Below are 14639 nucleotides of genomic sequence, written 5' to 3' on the forward strand. Positions count from 1 at the left end.
TGAAGAGAGCCGTCACGACGGCGGCACGCGACGACGGGCAGAGAATCGGCGGGCCGGGCGGGTCCCGGCCGGCAGGAGTGGCGCTGCATGGAGACGTATGCGGACTGGCTCCGCGCACGGAGCGACGACGAGCTGCGTGCGCTGCTGTCCGCGCGTCCCGAACTGCTCGCGCCCGTCCCCGCCGACCTGACGGCCCTCGCCGCCCGCGCCACCACCCCCGCCGCGATCTCCCGGGCCCTCGACCGGCTCGACCGGTTCACGCTCGCCGTCCTGGAGGCCGTCCTCGTCCTCCCGGACCCGGCCCCCCGCGCGCTCGCCGCCGCCCTCGGCGCCCCCCGCGCCCGCGTCGACGACGCCCTCGCCGTCCTGCGCCGCCACGGCCTCGCCTGGGGCGGCCGGACGCCGAACGCGGCACCGGGCGTCCGCCAGGCCCTCCCGCACCCGGCGGGGCTCGGCCCGCCCGTCCGCGAGGTGTTCGCGGGCTACTCCCCCGAGCGCCTCACCGTCCTGGTCGCCGATCTGGACGGGACGGCGCCCCGCGGCTTCCCCGACGCCGACCGGCTCCTCGCCCGCCTCGCCGAACACCTCGCCGCGCCCGGCCCGCTGATCGACGACGCCGGACCCGAGGCCCGCGCCGCCCTCGACCAGCTCGCGTGGGGACCGCCCGTCGGCCGCGTCGCCGACGCCCGCCGCCCCGTCCGCGTCGACACCGCCACCACCCCCATCGAGCGGCTGCTGGCCCGCGGCCTCCTCGCCGCCGAGGACGACCGGACGGTCACCCTCCCCCGCGAGGTCGCGCTGCACCTGCGCGACGGCCGGCTGTTCCGGGACGTCCTCGCCGACCCGCCCCCGCTCGGCGAGCCCACCGGCCCCGCGCACTCCGAGGAGACGGTCGTCCGGGCCGCCGCCGGGGAGGCCGCGACCGCCGTCCGGCTCGTCGAGGAACTCCTCGAACACTGGGGCCTGGAGCCGCCCGCCGTGCTGCGCAGCGGCGGCCTCGCCGTCCGCGACCTGCGCGCCGCCGCGGCCCTGCTGGACGTCCCCGAGTGGCACGCCGCGCTGCTGATCGAGTCCGCGCTCGCCACCGGCCTGCTCACCCGCAGCGGCGACCTCGACGGCGAATGGCTGCCCACCCCCGCCTACGACCTGTGGCTGATGCGCGACACCGCCGGCCGCTGGACCGAACTCGCCCGCGGCTGGCTGCGCTCCGACCGCGTCGCCGGGCTCGCCGGGGAGCGCGACGACCGCGACCGGCTGATCAACGCGCTCAGCGAGGCGATGGTGCGCGGCTCCGCGCCCGCGACCCGCCGCGCCGTCCTGCAGGTCCTCGGCGAGGCCGAACGCGGCACCGTCCCGTCCACGGACGCCCTGCGCGCCCGCCTCGCGTGGCTGCGGCCCCGCCGCGGCGGCGCCCTCCGCGACCGGCTGCTCGGCTGGACGCTGCGCGAGGCCGCCGCCCTCGGCCTGACCGGTTTCGGGGAACTCGCCCCGTTCGCCCGCGCGCTGCTCTCCGGGGACGACCCCGAACCCGAACTCGACAAGCACCTCCCCGAACCCGTCGACGAGATCCTCATCCAGGCCGACCTCACCGCGATCGCGCCCGGCCCCCTCGTCACCGAACTGGCCCGCGAGCTGGCGCTCACCGCCGACGTCGAGTCCACCGGCGGCGCGACCGTCTACCGGTTCACGCCCGCGTCCGTCCGCCGCGCCCTCGACGCCGGCCGCACCGCCGCCGACCTCACCGCCCTCCTGGCCCGGCACTCCGCGACACCCCTCCCCCAGCCGCTCACGTACCTGATCGAGGACGTCGCCCGCCGCCACGGGCAGCTCCGCGTCGGCTCCCTCACCTCCTACGTCCGCGCCGACTCCCCCGCGATGCTCGACGAAATCCTCGCCGACCGCCGCGCCGAACCCCTCCGCCTGCACCGGCTCGCCCCGACCGTCCTCGCGTCCGGCCTGCACCGCGCCGAACTCCTGGACGGCCTCCGCGCGATGGGCCTCGCCCCGGTGGCCGAGTCGCCCGGCGGCGGCGTCATCGTCACCCGCCCGGACGCGCAGCGCGCCGACCCCCCGCCCAGCGCGGAGATCGTCCGGGTGCGGCAGGACCCGCACGCCGACGCGTCGATGATCGCGGCGGCCGTCCGGGCCCTGCGGGCCGGCGACGAGGCGTCCCGCCACGGCCCCGACCGCACCCCCGACGCCCCCGGCGGCGACCCGCCCCGCTCCCCCGCGATGGCGACCGTCGAACGGCTCCGCGCCGCCGTCGAGCGGGGCGGCCGCGTCTGGATCGGCTACCTCGACCAGCAGGGCCAGGCGTCCAGCCGCATCGTCGAACCCGTCCGCGTCGAGGGCGGCTTCCTCACCGGCTACGACGCCACCCGCGCCGCCGTCCACCGCTTCGCCCTCCACCGAATAACCGGCGTCTCCGACCTGGACACCCCCTGACCCCACCGCACACCCCGTACCTCTTCGACCCCACGCCCCGAAGAAGGCACCGCAGCACGGCGCCCGCCCGGAGAACGGGCCCCAGGAGAAGCGCCCCCAGCAAGCGCACGCCCGGGAGCGGGCCCGCGCCCGGCGCGGCGCCCGCCCACCCGGAAGGCCCCCCGGGAAGCGTGGCCCGCGTCCAGGGCGGCGCATGCCCCGGCCGGAGGGTGGGTCCCCTCCCCGGGGGTGGGGGGCTTTTCTCCGGCGCGGCCGGAAGGCGCTCTGCGCCTGGAGGCCGTGCCGATTCCGGGCCGGGAGGAACTCGGGAGTGGGTTCCGGCATCCAACCGAATGTCCCTTATTGCCGGTAGGTTGGTTCACCCGGCCGCGGCGGGCCGGGGAATCGCACAGGGAGGGCCGCGTGAGCGGATACGGAGGTACTCCGCCGTCGGGCTGGGACTCGCCCCACGGCTCATCCCAGGGCTGGGACCCGAACGGTGCGTACGGGCAGCCCTACGGGCACGGGCCCGGCTACGGGCCCGGTCCGGGGTACGGGCCCGGTCCCGGGTACGGGCCGCCCGGTGTCCCGCGCCGGCCCGCGAGCATGACGAGCGCGATCATCGCGCTTGTCTGCAACAGCCTGGCGGTCGTGTCGTGCTGCAACGTGCTCGCGATCCCCGGCATCATCACCGGTGCGCTGGCGATCCAGCGGGCGGAGCGGCAGCCGGAGTCGTCGCGCAGCCTCATGATCTGGAGCTGGGTGATCTTCGGCGTGTCGACGCTGATCGTCATCATCGCGTTCGCGCTGCTCATCTATTTCGACGTCCGCTCCGAGCCCGACCCGGTCTACTACGACGAGGGCATCTGATCCGGCACCCGCACCGGCGGTGACGTCCGCGCGGGGGTGCGCAGGGCGAGGGACGCGGCGAGGCCGGCGGCCATGCCCGCGGCGGCGAGCAGCACCGCGGTCCGGCCGCCGTCGGCGACGGCGGCGCGGAGCAGGTCGCCGGTGCGGCCGTCCGTCCCGGCGTTCGCGGCGACGGTGAGGACGGCGAGGCCGATCGCGTTCCCGAGGTTCAGCGCCATCGACGCCGTCCCGTTCGCGACGCCCTGCCGTTCGGGCGGGACGCCCGTGGACGCGGCGATCCACATCGCCGTCCACACGATCCCCTGGCCGACTCCGGACACCACCAGCCCCGGCACGGCGGTCGTGAACGCCGCGCCGACGCCGAACCCGGCGGCGAGGGCGACGGTCCCGGCGGCGCCGAGGGCGAACCCGGCGACGAGGGTCCGCCGCGCCCCGAACCGTCCGACCATCCGCGCGCCGAGCTGGGTGCCGGACGCGATCGCGGCGGACGGCACGAGGAACGCGAGGCCCGCCTCCAGCGCGGAGAAGCCGTGGACGTCCTGGAACAGCACGGTCAGGAAGTAGGGCAGCGCCCCGAACGTCCCCATGAACACGAAGGTGACGGTCACGCCGACGACCAGGCTCCGGTTCCGCAGCATCGCGAACGGCAGGAGCGGGTCGGCGCCCCGCGACTCGATCAGCGCGAACGCGGCGAGGCTCGCCGCCGCGAGGACGAAAGCGCCGAGCACCGCCGGTTGCGTCCAGCCGATCTCCGGGCCCTGGACGAGCGCGAACACCAGCAGCGTCGCACCGGCCGTCGCGGTCAGCGCCCCCGGGAGGTCGAACCGGCGGGACGTCCCGTCCCGCTCGTCGCGCGGGACGACCAGCAGCGCGGCGACGGCGACGGCCCCGGCCAGCGGGACGTTGACGTAGAACACCGCGGGCCAGCCGAACGCCTGCGTGAGCACCCCGCCGAGCAGCGCGCCGAGCGTCAGCCCGCTCGCGCCGGCGCCGCCCCAGACGGCGAGGGCCCGGTTCCGCCGCGGCCCCTCCTCGAACAGGGTGCCGATCAGGGCGAGGGTGGACGGCAGCAGCAGCGCGCCGCCGATCCCCTGCACGGCACGCGCGGCGACGATCACGCCCTGCGCGTCCGCGAGTCCGCCGGCCAGGGACGACAGCCCGTACAGGGAGAGCGCGAGGACGAACATGCGGCGGCGTCCGAGCAGGTCGGCCGCGCGGCCGCCGAGCAGGAGGAAGCCGCCCGCGAACACCACGTAGGCGCTCACGACCCACTGCCGGGTCTGCTCGGAGAAGCCGAGGTCGGCGGCCAGTTCGGGCAGCGCCACGTAAACGATGTTGATGTCGAGGGAGTAGATGAGCTGCGCCGTCGCCAGCAGGGCCAGAGCCCAGCCTGGACGGCGCACGGTCATGGACGACATGTACCTGGACGACCTCTCGAGGGGGGAACGATGGGGGTTCGGCGGCCGTCGAACTGTTCGAGAACATACGTACAGTCGAACTGTTCGTCAACTTACGAACAGTCGTACGGTCGCGTAGACTGGCCCCCGTGATCGCCCAGCACCCCGAGCGCGAGCAGATCCTGCTGGAGAACGTCCTGTCCGCGCTCGGCAACCCGCTCCGGCTCCGCATCGTCCGCGCCCTCGCCGACGGCGGCGAGCAGTCCTGCGGCGTCATCCTCGACGACGTCTCCAAGTCCACGCTCACCCACCACTGGAAGGTGCTCCGCGACAGCGGCGTCATCTGGCAGCGCCCGTCCGGCCGGGAGAACCTGCTGTCCCTCCGCCGCGACGACCTCGACGCCCGCTTCCCCGGCCTGCTCGCGTCCGTCCTCGCCGCCACCCGCGCCTGACCGGGAAGACACGGCCGGTCCCCGCTCGTTGTCCCTACGGGTCCGCCGCGCCTCGGGTACCGTGCATCGGCGGGACACCCGCGATCCCAGCCACGATTCCCGACGGGGGCTGCTTACCTGTGTCCGACGGTCCGCTCATCGTCCAGTCCGACAAGACCCTCCTGCTCGAGGTCGACCACGACCGGGCCGACGCCTGCCGCAAGGAGATCGCGCCGTTCGCCGAGCTCGAACGGGCGCCCGAGCACGTCCACACCTACCGCGTGACGCCCCTCGCCCTGTGGAACGCCCGCGCCGCCGGGCACGACGCCGAACAGGTCGTCGACACGCTGCTGAAGTTCTCCCGCTACCCGGTGCCGCACGCGCTGCTCGTCGACGTCGCCGACACGATGGCCCGGTACGGACGGCTCCGCCTCGAGAAGCACCCGGACCACGGGCTCGTCCTGTCGTCGTCCGACCGGTCCGTCCTCGAGGAGGTCCTGCGGGCGAAGAAGATCAAGGGGATGCTCGGCGACCGCGTCGGCGACGACGCGGTGATCGTCCACCCGAGCGAGCGCGGCGCCCTCAAGCAGGCCCTGCTCAAGCTCGGCTGGCCCGCCGAGGACCTCGCCGGCTACGTCGACGGCGAGGCCCACCCCATCGAGCTCGCCGAGGACGGCTGGGAGCTGCGCTCCTACCAGCGGGACGCCGCGGAGGCGTTCTGGCACGGCGGCTCGGGCGTCGTCGTCCTGCCGTGCGGTGCCGGGAAGACGATCGTCGGCGCCACCGCCATGGCCCGCGCCAAGGCCACCACGCTGATCCTCGTCACCAACACCGTGTCGGCGCACCAGTGGAAGCAGGAGCTGATCCGCCGCACGTCCCTCACCGAGGACGAGATCGGCGAGTACACCGGCACGAAGAAGGAGATCCGGCCGGTCACGATCGCCACCTACCAGATCATGACCACCCGCCGGAAGGGCGCCTACGCGCACCTCGAGCTGTTCGACGCCCGCGACTGGGGCCTGATCGTCTACGACGAGGTCCACCTGCTGCCCGCGCCGATCTTCCGGATGACCGCCGACCTGCAGGCCCGCCGCCGCATCGGCCTCACCGCCACGCTCGTCCGCGAGGACGGCCGCGAGGGGGACGTCTTCTCCCTCATCGGCCCCAAACGGTACGACGCGCCCTGGAAGGACATGGAGACGCAGGGCTGGATCGCGCCCGCCGACTGCGTCGAGGTCCGCGTCACCCTCACCGACTCCGAGCGGCTCGCCTACGCGACCGCCGAGCCGGAGGAGCGGTACCGCTTCTGCGCCACCACCGACACCAAGACCAAGCTCGTCAAGTCCCTCGTCGACCGGCACGCCGGCGAGCAGACCCTCGTCATCGGCCAGTACATCGACCAGCTCGACGAACTCGGCGCCCTCCTCGACGCCCCGGTGATCAAGGGCGAGACCCGCGTGCGCGAGCGCGAACGGCTCTTCGACGCGTTCCGCTCGGGCGAGCTGAACGTCCTGGTCGTCTCGAAGGTCGCGAACTTCTCGATCGACCTGCCCGAGGCGTCCGTCGCCGTCCAGGTGTCCGGCGCGTACGGGTCGCGGCAGGAGGAGGCCCAGCGCCTCGGCCGCCTGCTGCGCCCGAAGGCGAACGGGCAGGGCGCCCGCTTCTACGCCGTCGTCGCCCGCGACACCCTCGACCAGGACTACGCCGCCCACCGGCAGCGGTTCCTCGCCGAGCAGGGCTACGCGTACCGGATCGTCGACGCCGACACCGTCCTGTCCGGCGGCGAGATCTGACCTACGGGACCGGACGGGACGGCGTCACGCCGGCTCGCACGGGGTGTGCACGCTCTCGGCGGCCTGCACGATCACCTCGTCGAGCCGCTCGCGGGCGGCCGTGAGCTCGCGGATCTGCCCGTCGATGCGGTCCCGCTCCGCCGCGAGCCGGCCGAGCAGCTCGGGCGTCGCCCGGCCCGTCACCATGCACGGCACCAGCGGGACGATCGACCGGCTCGGCAGGCCCGCCGCGTAGAGCTGCCGGATCAGCCGCACCCGGTCGACCGCCCCGTCCGGGTACGTCCGCTGCCCGCCCGCGCTGCGCTGCGGCTCCAGCAGCCCCTGCTCCTCGTAGTACCGCAGGGCGCGCGTGCTCACGCCCGCCCGTTCCGCCAGTTCCCCGATGCGCATCGTCGCCTCCGGCGTGACTCCGGCCACAAACACTTGCCTTTAACGTCAACGTCAAGTTCTAGCGTAGCGGCGAACGGGCGCTCACCGCGCCCCCGCCGACACCGAGGAACACCCATGAAGATCGCCGGATCGACCGCCCTCGTCACCGGTGCCAACCGCGGCATCGGACGCCACTTCGTCCAGCAGCTGCTCGAGCGCGGCGCCGCGAAGGTCTACGCGACGGCCCGCCGCCCCGAGCTCATCGACGTGCCGGGCGCCGAACCGCTGCGGCTCGACATCACCGACCCCGCGTCCGTCCGGGCCGCCGCCGAGGCCGCCCCGGACGTCACCCTGCTGATCAACAACGCCGGCATCGCCACGTACACGAACCTGGTCACCGGCGACCTGGACGACGTCCGCCGCGAGATGGACACGCACTTCTACGGGACGCTCGGCATGATCCGCGCCTTCGCGCCGAACCTGGCGGGCGGCGCGATCCTGAACGTCCTGTCGGTGCTGTCGTGGCTCGCCCACGACGGCGCCAACGCCTACAGCGCCGCCAAGGCCGCCGAGTGGAGCCTGACCAACGGGGTCCGCCTCGAACTCGCCGCCCAGGGCACCCTGGTCACCGGCATGCACCTCGGCGGCGCCGCCACCGACATGATGGCCGGCTACGACGGCGACCTGCTCGACCCGGCCGACGTCGCCCGCGCCGGGCTCGACGGCATCGAGGACGGCCGGCTCGAAGTGCTCGTCGACGCCGCGAGCGCGCAGGTCAAGGCCGCCCTGGCCGAGGACCCGAGCCGCCTCTATACCGACCTCCCCGCCGCCTCCTGACCGTCCCGGACGGCCGCCGCGTCAGCCGCGGCGGCCCCCGGTGGCCGCGAGCAGCTCCGCCCGCACGTCCTCGACACGCTCGAACAGGACGCCCCGGATCCCGGCCGCCTCGGCCGCCCGCACGTTCTCCGCGCGGTCGTCGACGAACACGACGTCGTCCGGTCCGGCCTCGAGGCGCGCCAGCAGCGTCCGGAAGATCTCCGGGTCGGGCTTGACCAGCCGCAGGTCGGCGCTGAACAGCCGGTGCCGGAACAACCCCGCCCACGGACGGGCGTCGACCATGCGGGCCAGCTCGACCGGCGCGTTCGACAGCAGCGCCAGCCGCGTCCCGCCCGCCGCCAGCTCCCCCAGCAGCCCGACCGTCCCCCGGTTCACGTGCCCCCACGTCCGGACGTCCAGGGTCACCAGGACCTCGACCAGATCGGGGTCCGCCCGGACGCCGAGGCGGCCGCAGACGTCGTCCCAGAACTCGGCCGCCGTCACCTCCGCCAGGTCGTACGGCTCCCGCCGCGCCCAGTACACCGGCCAGAACCGCGCCGGCTCCACGCCGACGGTCTGCGGCAGCAGCGCCCCCGCGTCCCGGGGCGGCGAGAGGCTGATGACACCCGCGTAGTCGAACACGATCCACGTCATGTTGACGTTTCTAACACAGAACCTGTTTGATTGAACACATGGAAAGTTCAGACCGCGTCCTCGTGCTCATCGATCACTTGCGGACGAACGAGCACGTCACCGTGGCCGACCTCGCCGCGGCGACCGGCGCGTCCGAGATGACGATCCGGCGCGACCTCGACCAGCTCGCCGAGCAGGGCGTCCTGCGCCGCGTCCGGGGCGGCGCCGTCAGCCTGCTGCTGCGCGGCGAGGCCATGCCGTTCGCCGTGCGCGAGCACGAGGCCGTCGACACCAAGCAGCGCATCGCCGCGAAGCTGGACGAACTCCTCACCGACGGCGAGGCCGTCATCCTCGACGGCGGCACGACCACCCTCACGATCGCCCGCACACTCGCCGCCCGCCGCCTCACCGTCGTCCCCCTCGACATGCACTCCGCGAACGCCCTCACCGGCGCCCCGGACGTCCGCCTCCTGGTCCCCGGGGGCCGCACCACGCCCGGCGCCCTCGCGTTCACGGGGCCGCTCACCGAGGCGTCCCTGGCGTCCCTCCGCGTCGACACCGCCGTCCTCGGCGTCTGCGGACTCTCCGCCGAGCACGGCCTCACCGCCCACGACCTCGACGAGGTCCCCGTCAAGCGCGCCGCGATCGCCGCCGCCCGCCGCACCGTCGCCGTCTGCGACGCCGCCAAGTTCGGCCGCACCGGCCTCGGCCTCGTCTGCCCCGTCACCGGACTCGACGCGGTCGTCACCGACCGGACGGCCCCCGCCCCGGCCGTCGCGCGCCTCCGCGACGCCGGCGTCGAAGTCCACCTGGTGTGACGAGGGCGGCCGCCCGGCCGGATCCGGCCGTCCCATCCCCCGTTCCGATGAATTCCCGGCGCCCGCCCGGTCTCCTAGGGACATGACCGATCACGTGATCTCCGCGGACGGCACGCGCATCGCCTACGACCGGCTCGGCGACGGCCCGCCGCTCGTCCTGGTCGGCGGCATGTTCTGCGACCGCCGCGCGACCCGCGACCTGGCCGAGGCCCTCGCCGCGCACTTCACCGTCCTCAACTACGACCGCCGGGGCCGCGGCGACAGCGGCGACACCGCCCCCTACGCCCCCGAACGCGAGGTCGAGGACATCGCGGCCCTCATCACGGCCGCCGGCGGCACCGCGTTCGTCCACGGCATGTCGTCCGGTGCCGCCCTCGCCCTGCTGGCCGCCGCCGCGGGCCTGCCGATCGGACGGCTCGTCCTGCACGAGCCCCCGTACGGCGGGGACGACGAGGAGAGCCGCTCCCGGGCCCGCTCGCTCGCCGAGGACGTCCGCACCGCCATCGCGGACGACCGCCGCGCCGACGCGATCAGGACGTTCATGGCGGCGACCGGCATGCCGGACGAGATGGCCGCGGGCATCGGCGCCGACCCCGGCATGCAGGCGATCGCCCCGACCATGCCGTACGACTACGCGGTCATGGGCGACGACGGCGTGATCCCGCGCGACGCGGCCGGCTCCGTCACCGTCCCCACGCTCGTCCTCGCGGGCACCGCCAGCGCCCCGTTCTTTCGCGACACGGCCGTCCGCCTCGCCGAGGCCATGCCCGACGCGCGCGTCCAGATCCTGGAAGGCGTGGGCCACGACGCCCCCGCCGCCGCCCTCATCGACCCCGTCACGACGTTCCTCAAGCCATAACCGAAGCCGACCACGGCCCGCACCGTCACACGCTCACGCCCCCGCCGCCGCGCACCTGCGGCGGGGGCACCGCAGCAAGGCCGCATCACCTCGCCCGCCGTCGTTTGACCTGATGGGCGGGATGCCCCTCACCAGCGGCTCCAGCCCGAGTTCGTCGTGTGTTGGCCCCCGAGATTCCGACGGACAGCGGCAGACCGGCACGGTCGACCAGTAGGTGAATTTTCGACCCAGGTTTGCCGCGGTCGACAGACATCCGATCTTCGTAGTGTGTCAAGGGACGGCGGCGAGGCGGGGGCCGAAGGCTTGTTGTTCGTCGTAGGGCGTGCTGGTTCGCAGGCAGTGGAACAGGCATCCGAGCATGCGGTTGAAGGTGTTGCGCAAGGCACTGGAGTGGCGGTCGCCGACGTTGCGGCGGTGGTCGTAGTGGGCTCTGGGTCCTGCGGCTTGAAGCGAGGCGAAGGCCCGCACATAGCCGGCCGCTGCCAGCCTTTGGTTCTTGACCTTGCGGTGGTGGACCACCGTGGACTTGCCGGAGGCTCGGGTGATGGGCGCGGACCCGGCGTAGGCCTTCAGCCGTCTGGCATCGGCGAAGCGTTCACGGTCGTCGCCGATCTCGGCCAGGACCCGGGCGCGGGTGAGATCGGCCAGGCCGGGGAAGCTGGTCACGATCGAGGTGTCGGGATGTTGATGGAAGACCTCGCTGGTGGCCTGGGCGAGTTCGTCGGCGGCCTGGCAGGCGGCATCGGCCTGGCGCAGCAGTGCCAGCGCCTGTTTGCCGAAGGCGTCCTCGACCATCGGAAGCTGGCGCATCTGCTCTTCGCGGAAGATCGAGTGGAGCCGGTCGGCCCAGGCCTGCAGGTTCCGCTCGCGTCTAGTGCGGCGCAGCGCGGCGATGATGCGCGGCTTGGTGAGCTTGGCCGCTCGGGCCGGGGTCGGTGCGAGGGCCAGGACGGCGCGGGCTTCACGGCTGATCAGCCCGATGTTCTTGAGCTGGAAGGCCTTCAGGGCGGCGGGGAAGTATTCGCGCAGCAGGGAACGGAGCTGGTTGGCCAGCTGCTGGCGGTTCCAGACCGCGTCCTGCTGGGCGCGAGCCAGCACCGCGATCGCTTGGACCAGTTCCGAGTCGGCGGGCAGCGGCCGGTGGTGGGCGGCGTCGACACGCAGGATGTTCGCCAAGGTCATGGCGTCGGCGTGGTCGCTTTTGGACCGGGCGACGGTGGGGCGTTCCCGATAGCGGGCGACGGAGAGCGGATTGATGGCATAGACCTTGCGGCCGGTGGCTCGCAGGCAGGCGACCAGCAGGCCGCGGCCCGTCTCGATGGCTACGGGGATCGGCTCTTGGGGAGTGTCGCCATGCGCCGCGAACAACTCCTTTTAAGATCCACCGCTCCTTCGACGGGACTTGGTGCAGGTCGGTGAGCCGTGCAGGGGACACGCCACGCCCTAATGAGAGAGCTCCGGGCTCAACATCCGATCAGCAGTCCGTGACCCCAGCCGACCGCAGGTCCGCCCTCTGCGCCGGGGCTCGTGGCCCCCATCCAGGTGAGCAGTGCTCCTGCGGCTGGCTCAGCCCACGATCTTGCTGGCTTCCCCTTCAGGCCCCAAATGACCGCCGCCCGCCCGGTTCTACTCCGCCAGCGTGTCAGCCTGTCGAGGGGAGTCCCATGCTCCTGATTCGGGCCAGACATCGACCAACGGCCAGGCCGAGGGGCGGCGATCAGAAGTCATTAGGAGTCGGGCGTCGATCGCGCAGCGCGACCAGTCCAGCTCACCGGTCGCGCCGAGTTCGTCCAGCAGGACCCGGTGGAGCTTGGCCCATACCCGCGCGGCGCTCCACTCGGTGAAGCGGCGGCGCACCGTCTGCCAGGACGCGTCGAATGTGGGCGGGAGCCACGTCCTGGCACCTAATCACCAGCGACAAAGAGGTCCATAACGCGGTCGGGACGACCAATGGAAGACCAAGAATTCCCGGACCCGTTGTACCGAAATACGGTCCCATCGTTACCCACGCGATACACCGTCTCGTCTGTGACCGCACAGGAGCGCGTCTGGTCGCCAATGCGTTCCCAGTTTCCTGGGGTGCCTCGATACCGGAAGACCCCACTCACTCCGTCAAGGGCGGTGGCGATGAGGCCGAAACCCCCGACAAAGAGCTGAGCGGCGCCATTAGGGGGACCGCCAATATCTTCCCATGAGGTTCCGCCATTGTACTTGAATACCGTGTTACCAAGGGGGTGTGAGCGATAAACCGTATCCCCCACTGCATAAGCCGAACCACTGGGGCCGATGCGTTGCCAGTCGTTCGGGTTTCCGGTGTAGAGGAAGGTGTCACCAAAGACATCGGGCATGTGCGCTACTACACCAGCGGAACCCGCTGCGCGCAGATGCGCAGGGCCGCCAACATTGCTCCAGAGTGGGGTTGCGCCATCGAAACCGTCAAACTGGAGCACCTGACTACTATCTGGAGTCGTCTTGTAGACCGTTTCATCGGAGACGGCGTATGTCGAACCACGCTCACCCATAGAGAACCAGTCAAAGGGCGTACCGCTATAGCCAAATATCTGCCCCGCCTCGCCGCCGGTCCCTCCCACAATAATTCCCCATCTTCCGCCCACCGTCTCACTGACGGTGACCGGTCCCCTGATCTGAGTCCACGAAGTCCCGGAGCCATTGTACCGATGCACTCCGATGATACTGTCTTGAGCGTCGATAGTTACCGCGTTAACAGTAAGGGCCACAGATCTCTCCGTTTCTCACAGGAAGCATCGACCTGGATATCACACTACGGAAACCGTAGCTTTTATCGGCACCGAGTCACGGCGAAGCATTGCGCTGAGGATCGGAAGCGAAGAGCCGGTAGGATCCTACTCTCCATGGACCTCGCCCACATATTTCTTCAGTGTCCTGAGTAGTGCATTAAGGATGCAACGTCTCATTGGCCACGTGCGAGCAAAAAAAGTTCCCTACTTCTCAAGGGTCGTCCCTGCGGCAGGGATCTCGTAGAACTAGCGTCCGCCGCCCGGCGTCGGCGGCTTCGGCCTGCACGGGGGCGCCAGAGGGTGTCTGAAAGGGTCACGGCGGGCGGCCGGTGAGGCGGCGCAGCAGGATCACGCTCTCATGTCCATCACCCTGTCCGAGCAGGACGAAACCGGCTTGCGGACGGCCGCATGGGGCGCCGTGTCGTTGATGTCGGCCGCCGGTGCCGCCGGTTCGGCGCACAAGGCCGCCACCGAGGGTTCCATCACCTGACCTCGGCGACCGGCCCGGTCGGGACGGCTTGGCCAGCGCGAACTTCACCAGCTCTTCCGGCTGGTAAACGTGGAGCCCGTTGTCCACCCAGTCCTTGCCCCTCAAGGGGATCCCCTGCACGAGCGTCCCGTCGGGCTCTACCTCGTCGGTGTAGTTGTGCAGGCCGCTGGTGTGCTGCAGCGGACGGGGCCGGCGTGGCGTCGGAGGCCTCGGTGATCTTGCGGACCATCTCCACCATGGTGGGGCTCGGGGGTTCGAGCCGGGCACCGACTTCAGCTACTCCAACACCAACTACACGCTGGCCTCGCTGCTCATCGAACCGCTCACCGGCCGCTCCTACGCCGAGGAGATGCAGCGGCGCATCCTGGACCCGCTCGGGCTGTCGGGCACCGTGGTGGCCGGTACCTCCCCAGCTCTCCCCGAGCCGTTCGCCTGCGGCAACTGCCGCTACCAGGACGGCGACCAGTGGAAGGTCGTCGACGTCGGCGACCAGAACCCCACCATGCTCCGCGCCGCCGGCGACCTGATCTCCACGACCCGGGCCCTGCACGTCTTCATCTCCGCGCTGATGGGCGGCAAGCTCCCGCCCGCCCCGCGCCCCATTAGCGGTTCACGCATTATGCGATCTCATCTGAAAATGAGAAAGGCCCCGCCGAAAATCGGCGGGGCCTCCCTGCAAAAAAGGTCCGGCGGCGTCCTACTCTCCCACACAGTCTCCCATGCAGTACCATCGGCGCTGAGAGGCTTAACTACCGGGTTCGGAATGGGACCGGGTGTTTCCCCCTCGCCATAACCACCGAACGACCAACCCCAACACCCACAGGTGCGGAAACTCATCGTCCGAGCGGACAGCTCGAAAATTTACTTATCAAAACAGGTTCCCCGTTTGTTTTCTGGGAACCACACAGGGACGCGAACAACACACAGCGAGATGCTTTGAACGTTCAGTGTGTTCAAGCCACTCGGCCTATTAGTACCGG

At 71.9% G+C, this 14639-nt stretch carries 12 protein-coding genes, 1 rRNA gene and 4 pseudogenes; 9 read left to right on the top strand and 8 right to left on the bottom strand.

The window, feature by feature from the left end:
* The first annotated feature begins 87 nt into the window (after window positions 1–87).
* Both AB0L25_RS06325 and AB0L25_RS06330 read left to right on the top strand, forming a co-directional pair.
* A complete protein-coding gene (locus AB0L25_RS06325) occupies window positions 88–2445 on the top strand; it encodes a helicase-associated domain-containing protein (protein ID WP_500169215.1) in 2358 nt (785 codons plus the stop codon).
* Between the two features lie 402 nt (window positions 2446–2847).
* A complete protein-coding gene (locus AB0L25_RS06330; RefSeq protein ID WP_500169217.1) occupies window positions 2848–3294 on the top strand; it encodes a hypothetical protein in 447 nt (148 codons plus the stop codon).
* On the opposite strand, the gene AB0L25_RS06335 is transcribed toward AB0L25_RS06330, so the two are convergent.
* Complete coding sequence (locus AB0L25_RS06335) at window positions 3276–4712, bottom strand: MFS transporter (protein WP_500169218.1); 1437 nt, start codon at window positions 4710–4712, stop codon at window positions 3276–3278. The genes AB0L25_RS06330 and AB0L25_RS06335 overlap by 19 nt on opposite strands.
* Before the next feature lie 128 nt (window positions 4713–4840).
* On the opposite strand from AB0L25_RS06335, the gene AB0L25_RS06340 reads away from it, so the two are divergent.
* Complete coding sequence (locus AB0L25_RS06340) at window positions 4841–5143, top strand: ArsR/SmtB family transcription factor (protein ID WP_500169220.1); 303 nt, start codon at window positions 4841–4843, stop codon at window positions 5141–5143.
* A 119-nt stretch (window positions 5144–5262) separates the two neighbouring features.
* On the top strand, window positions 5263–6915 hold the full coding sequence (locus AB0L25_RS06345) for a DNA repair helicase XPB (RefSeq protein ID WP_500169222.1): 1653 nt from the start codon (window positions 5263–5265) through the stop codon (window positions 6913–6915).
* Window positions 6916–6939: 24 nt separating this feature from the next.
* Here AB0L25_RS06345 and AB0L25_RS06350 read toward each other — a convergent pair whose 3' ends face one another.
* The gene (locus tag AB0L25_RS06350) at window positions 6940–7305 is read right to left on the bottom strand and encodes a MerR family transcriptional regulator (RefSeq protein ID WP_500169224.1); all 366 of its coding nucleotides are present in this window, start codon (window positions 7303–7305) and stop codon (window positions 6940–6942) included.
* A 114-nt stretch (window positions 7306–7419) separates the two neighbouring features.
* Between AB0L25_RS06350 and AB0L25_RS06355 the strand changes: the two genes are divergently transcribed.
* The gene (locus AB0L25_RS06355; RefSeq protein ID WP_500169226.1) at window positions 7420–8121 is read left to right on the top strand and encodes an SDR family oxidoreductase; all 702 of its coding nucleotides are present in this window, start codon (window positions 7420–7422) and stop codon (window positions 8119–8121) included.
* Window positions 8122–8142: 21 nt separating this feature from the next.
* On the opposite strand, the gene AB0L25_RS06360 is transcribed toward AB0L25_RS06355, so the two are convergent.
* Window positions 8143–8754, bottom strand: coding sequence for an HAD family hydrolase (locus tag AB0L25_RS06360; RefSeq protein ID WP_500169228.1), 612 nt, complete (start codon window positions 8752–8754; stop codon window positions 8143–8145).
* Window positions 8755–8792: 38 nt separating this feature from the next.
* Here AB0L25_RS06360 and AB0L25_RS06365 point away from each other — a divergent pair, with 38 nt between their 5' ends.
* Together AB0L25_RS06365 and AB0L25_RS06370 are read left to right on the top strand one after the other, a co-directional pair.
* Entirely contained in the window at window positions 8793–9551 is a 759-nt protein-coding gene (locus tag AB0L25_RS06365) for a DeoR/GlpR family DNA-binding transcription regulator (protein WP_500169230.1), read from the top strand.
* Window positions 9552–9633: 82 nt separating this feature from the next.
* Window positions 9634–10410, top strand: a complete 777-nt coding sequence (locus AB0L25_RS06370; RefSeq protein WP_500169232.1) for an alpha/beta fold hydrolase — start codon at window positions 9634–9636, stop codon at window positions 10408–10410.
* 157 nt (window positions 10411–10567) lie between these two features.
* Here AB0L25_RS06370 and AB0L25_RS06375 read toward each other — a convergent pair.
* The 4 genes and pseudogenes from AB0L25_RS06375 to AB0L25_RS06390 form a co-directional block, all read right to left on the bottom strand.
* A pseudogene (locus tag AB0L25_RS06375) lies at window positions 10568–10654 on the bottom strand (IS5/IS1182 family transposase); the annotation flags it as partial.
* 26 nt (window positions 10655–10680) lie between these two features.
* Window positions 10681–11781, bottom strand: a pseudogene (locus AB0L25_RS06380) (IS110 family transposase); the annotation flags it as partial.
* 366 nt (window positions 11782–12147) lie between these two features.
* Window positions 12148–12306 (bottom strand): annotated as a pseudogene (locus tag AB0L25_RS06385) (IS5/IS1182 family transposase); the annotation flags it as partial.
* An 8-nt stretch (window positions 12307–12314) separates the two neighbouring features.
* Window positions 12315–13148, bottom strand: coding sequence for a hypothetical protein (locus AB0L25_RS06390; protein ID WP_500169234.1), 834 nt, complete (start codon window positions 13146–13148; stop codon window positions 12315–12317).
* 379 nt (window positions 13149–13527) lie between these two features.
* Here AB0L25_RS06390 and AB0L25_RS06395 point away from each other — a divergent pair, with 379 nt between their 5' ends.
* Together AB0L25_RS06395 and AB0L25_RS06400 are read left to right on the top strand one after the other, a co-directional pair.
* The gene (locus tag AB0L25_RS06395; protein WP_500169236.1) at window positions 13528–13659 is read left to right on the top strand and encodes a hypothetical protein; all 132 of its coding nucleotides are present in this window, start codon (window positions 13528–13530) and stop codon (window positions 13657–13659) included.
* A gap of 169 nt (window positions 13660–13828) precedes the next feature.
* A pseudogene (locus AB0L25_RS06400) lies at window positions 13829–14194 on the top strand (serine hydrolase); the annotation flags it as partial.
* Window positions 14195–14343: 149 nt separating this feature from the next.
* Here AB0L25_RS06400 and rrf read toward each other — a convergent pair.
* Window positions 14344–14460: ribosomal RNA gene (rrf, locus tag AB0L25_RS06405) — 5S ribosomal RNA — on the bottom strand.
* Between the last annotated feature and the right edge of the window lie 179 nt (window positions 14461–14639).

This window comes from Spirillospora sp. NPDC052242, from assembly GCF_040679555.1.
In the GTDB taxonomy this organism is placed as follows: Bacteria; Actinomycetota; Actinomycetes; order Streptosporangiales; family Streptosporangiaceae; genus Spirillospora.

Coding starts and splice junctions, on each gene's coding strand:
- AB0L25_RS06355 (WP_500169226.1), top strand. CDS start 7,420: ATGAAGATCGCCGGATCGACCGCCCTCGTCACCGGTGCCAACCGCGGC.
- AB0L25_RS06370 (WP_500169232.1), top strand. CDS start 9,634: ATGACCGATCACGTGATCTCCGCGGACGGCACGCGCATCGCCTACGAC.
- AB0L25_RS06350 (WP_500169224.1), bottom strand. CDS start 7,305: ATGCGCATCGGGGAACTGGCGGAACGGGCGGGCGTGAGCACGCGCGCC.
- AB0L25_RS06395 (WP_500169236.1), top strand. CDS start 13,528: ATGTCCATCACCCTGTCCGAGCAGGACGAAACCGGCTTGCGGACGGCC.
- AB0L25_RS06335 (WP_500169218.1), bottom strand. CDS start 4,712: ATGTCGTCCATGACCGTGCGCCGTCCAGGCTGGGCTCTGGCCCTGCTG.
- AB0L25_RS06325 (WP_500169215.1), top strand. CDS start 88: ATGGAGACGTATGCGGACTGGCTCCGCGCACGGAGCGACGACGAGCTG.
- AB0L25_RS06365 (WP_500169230.1), top strand. CDS start 8,793: ATGGAAAGTTCAGACCGCGTCCTCGTGCTCATCGATCACTTGCGGACG.
- AB0L25_RS06360 (WP_500169228.1), bottom strand. CDS start 8,754: ATGACGTGGATCGTGTTCGACTACGCGGGTGTCATCAGCCTCTCGCCG.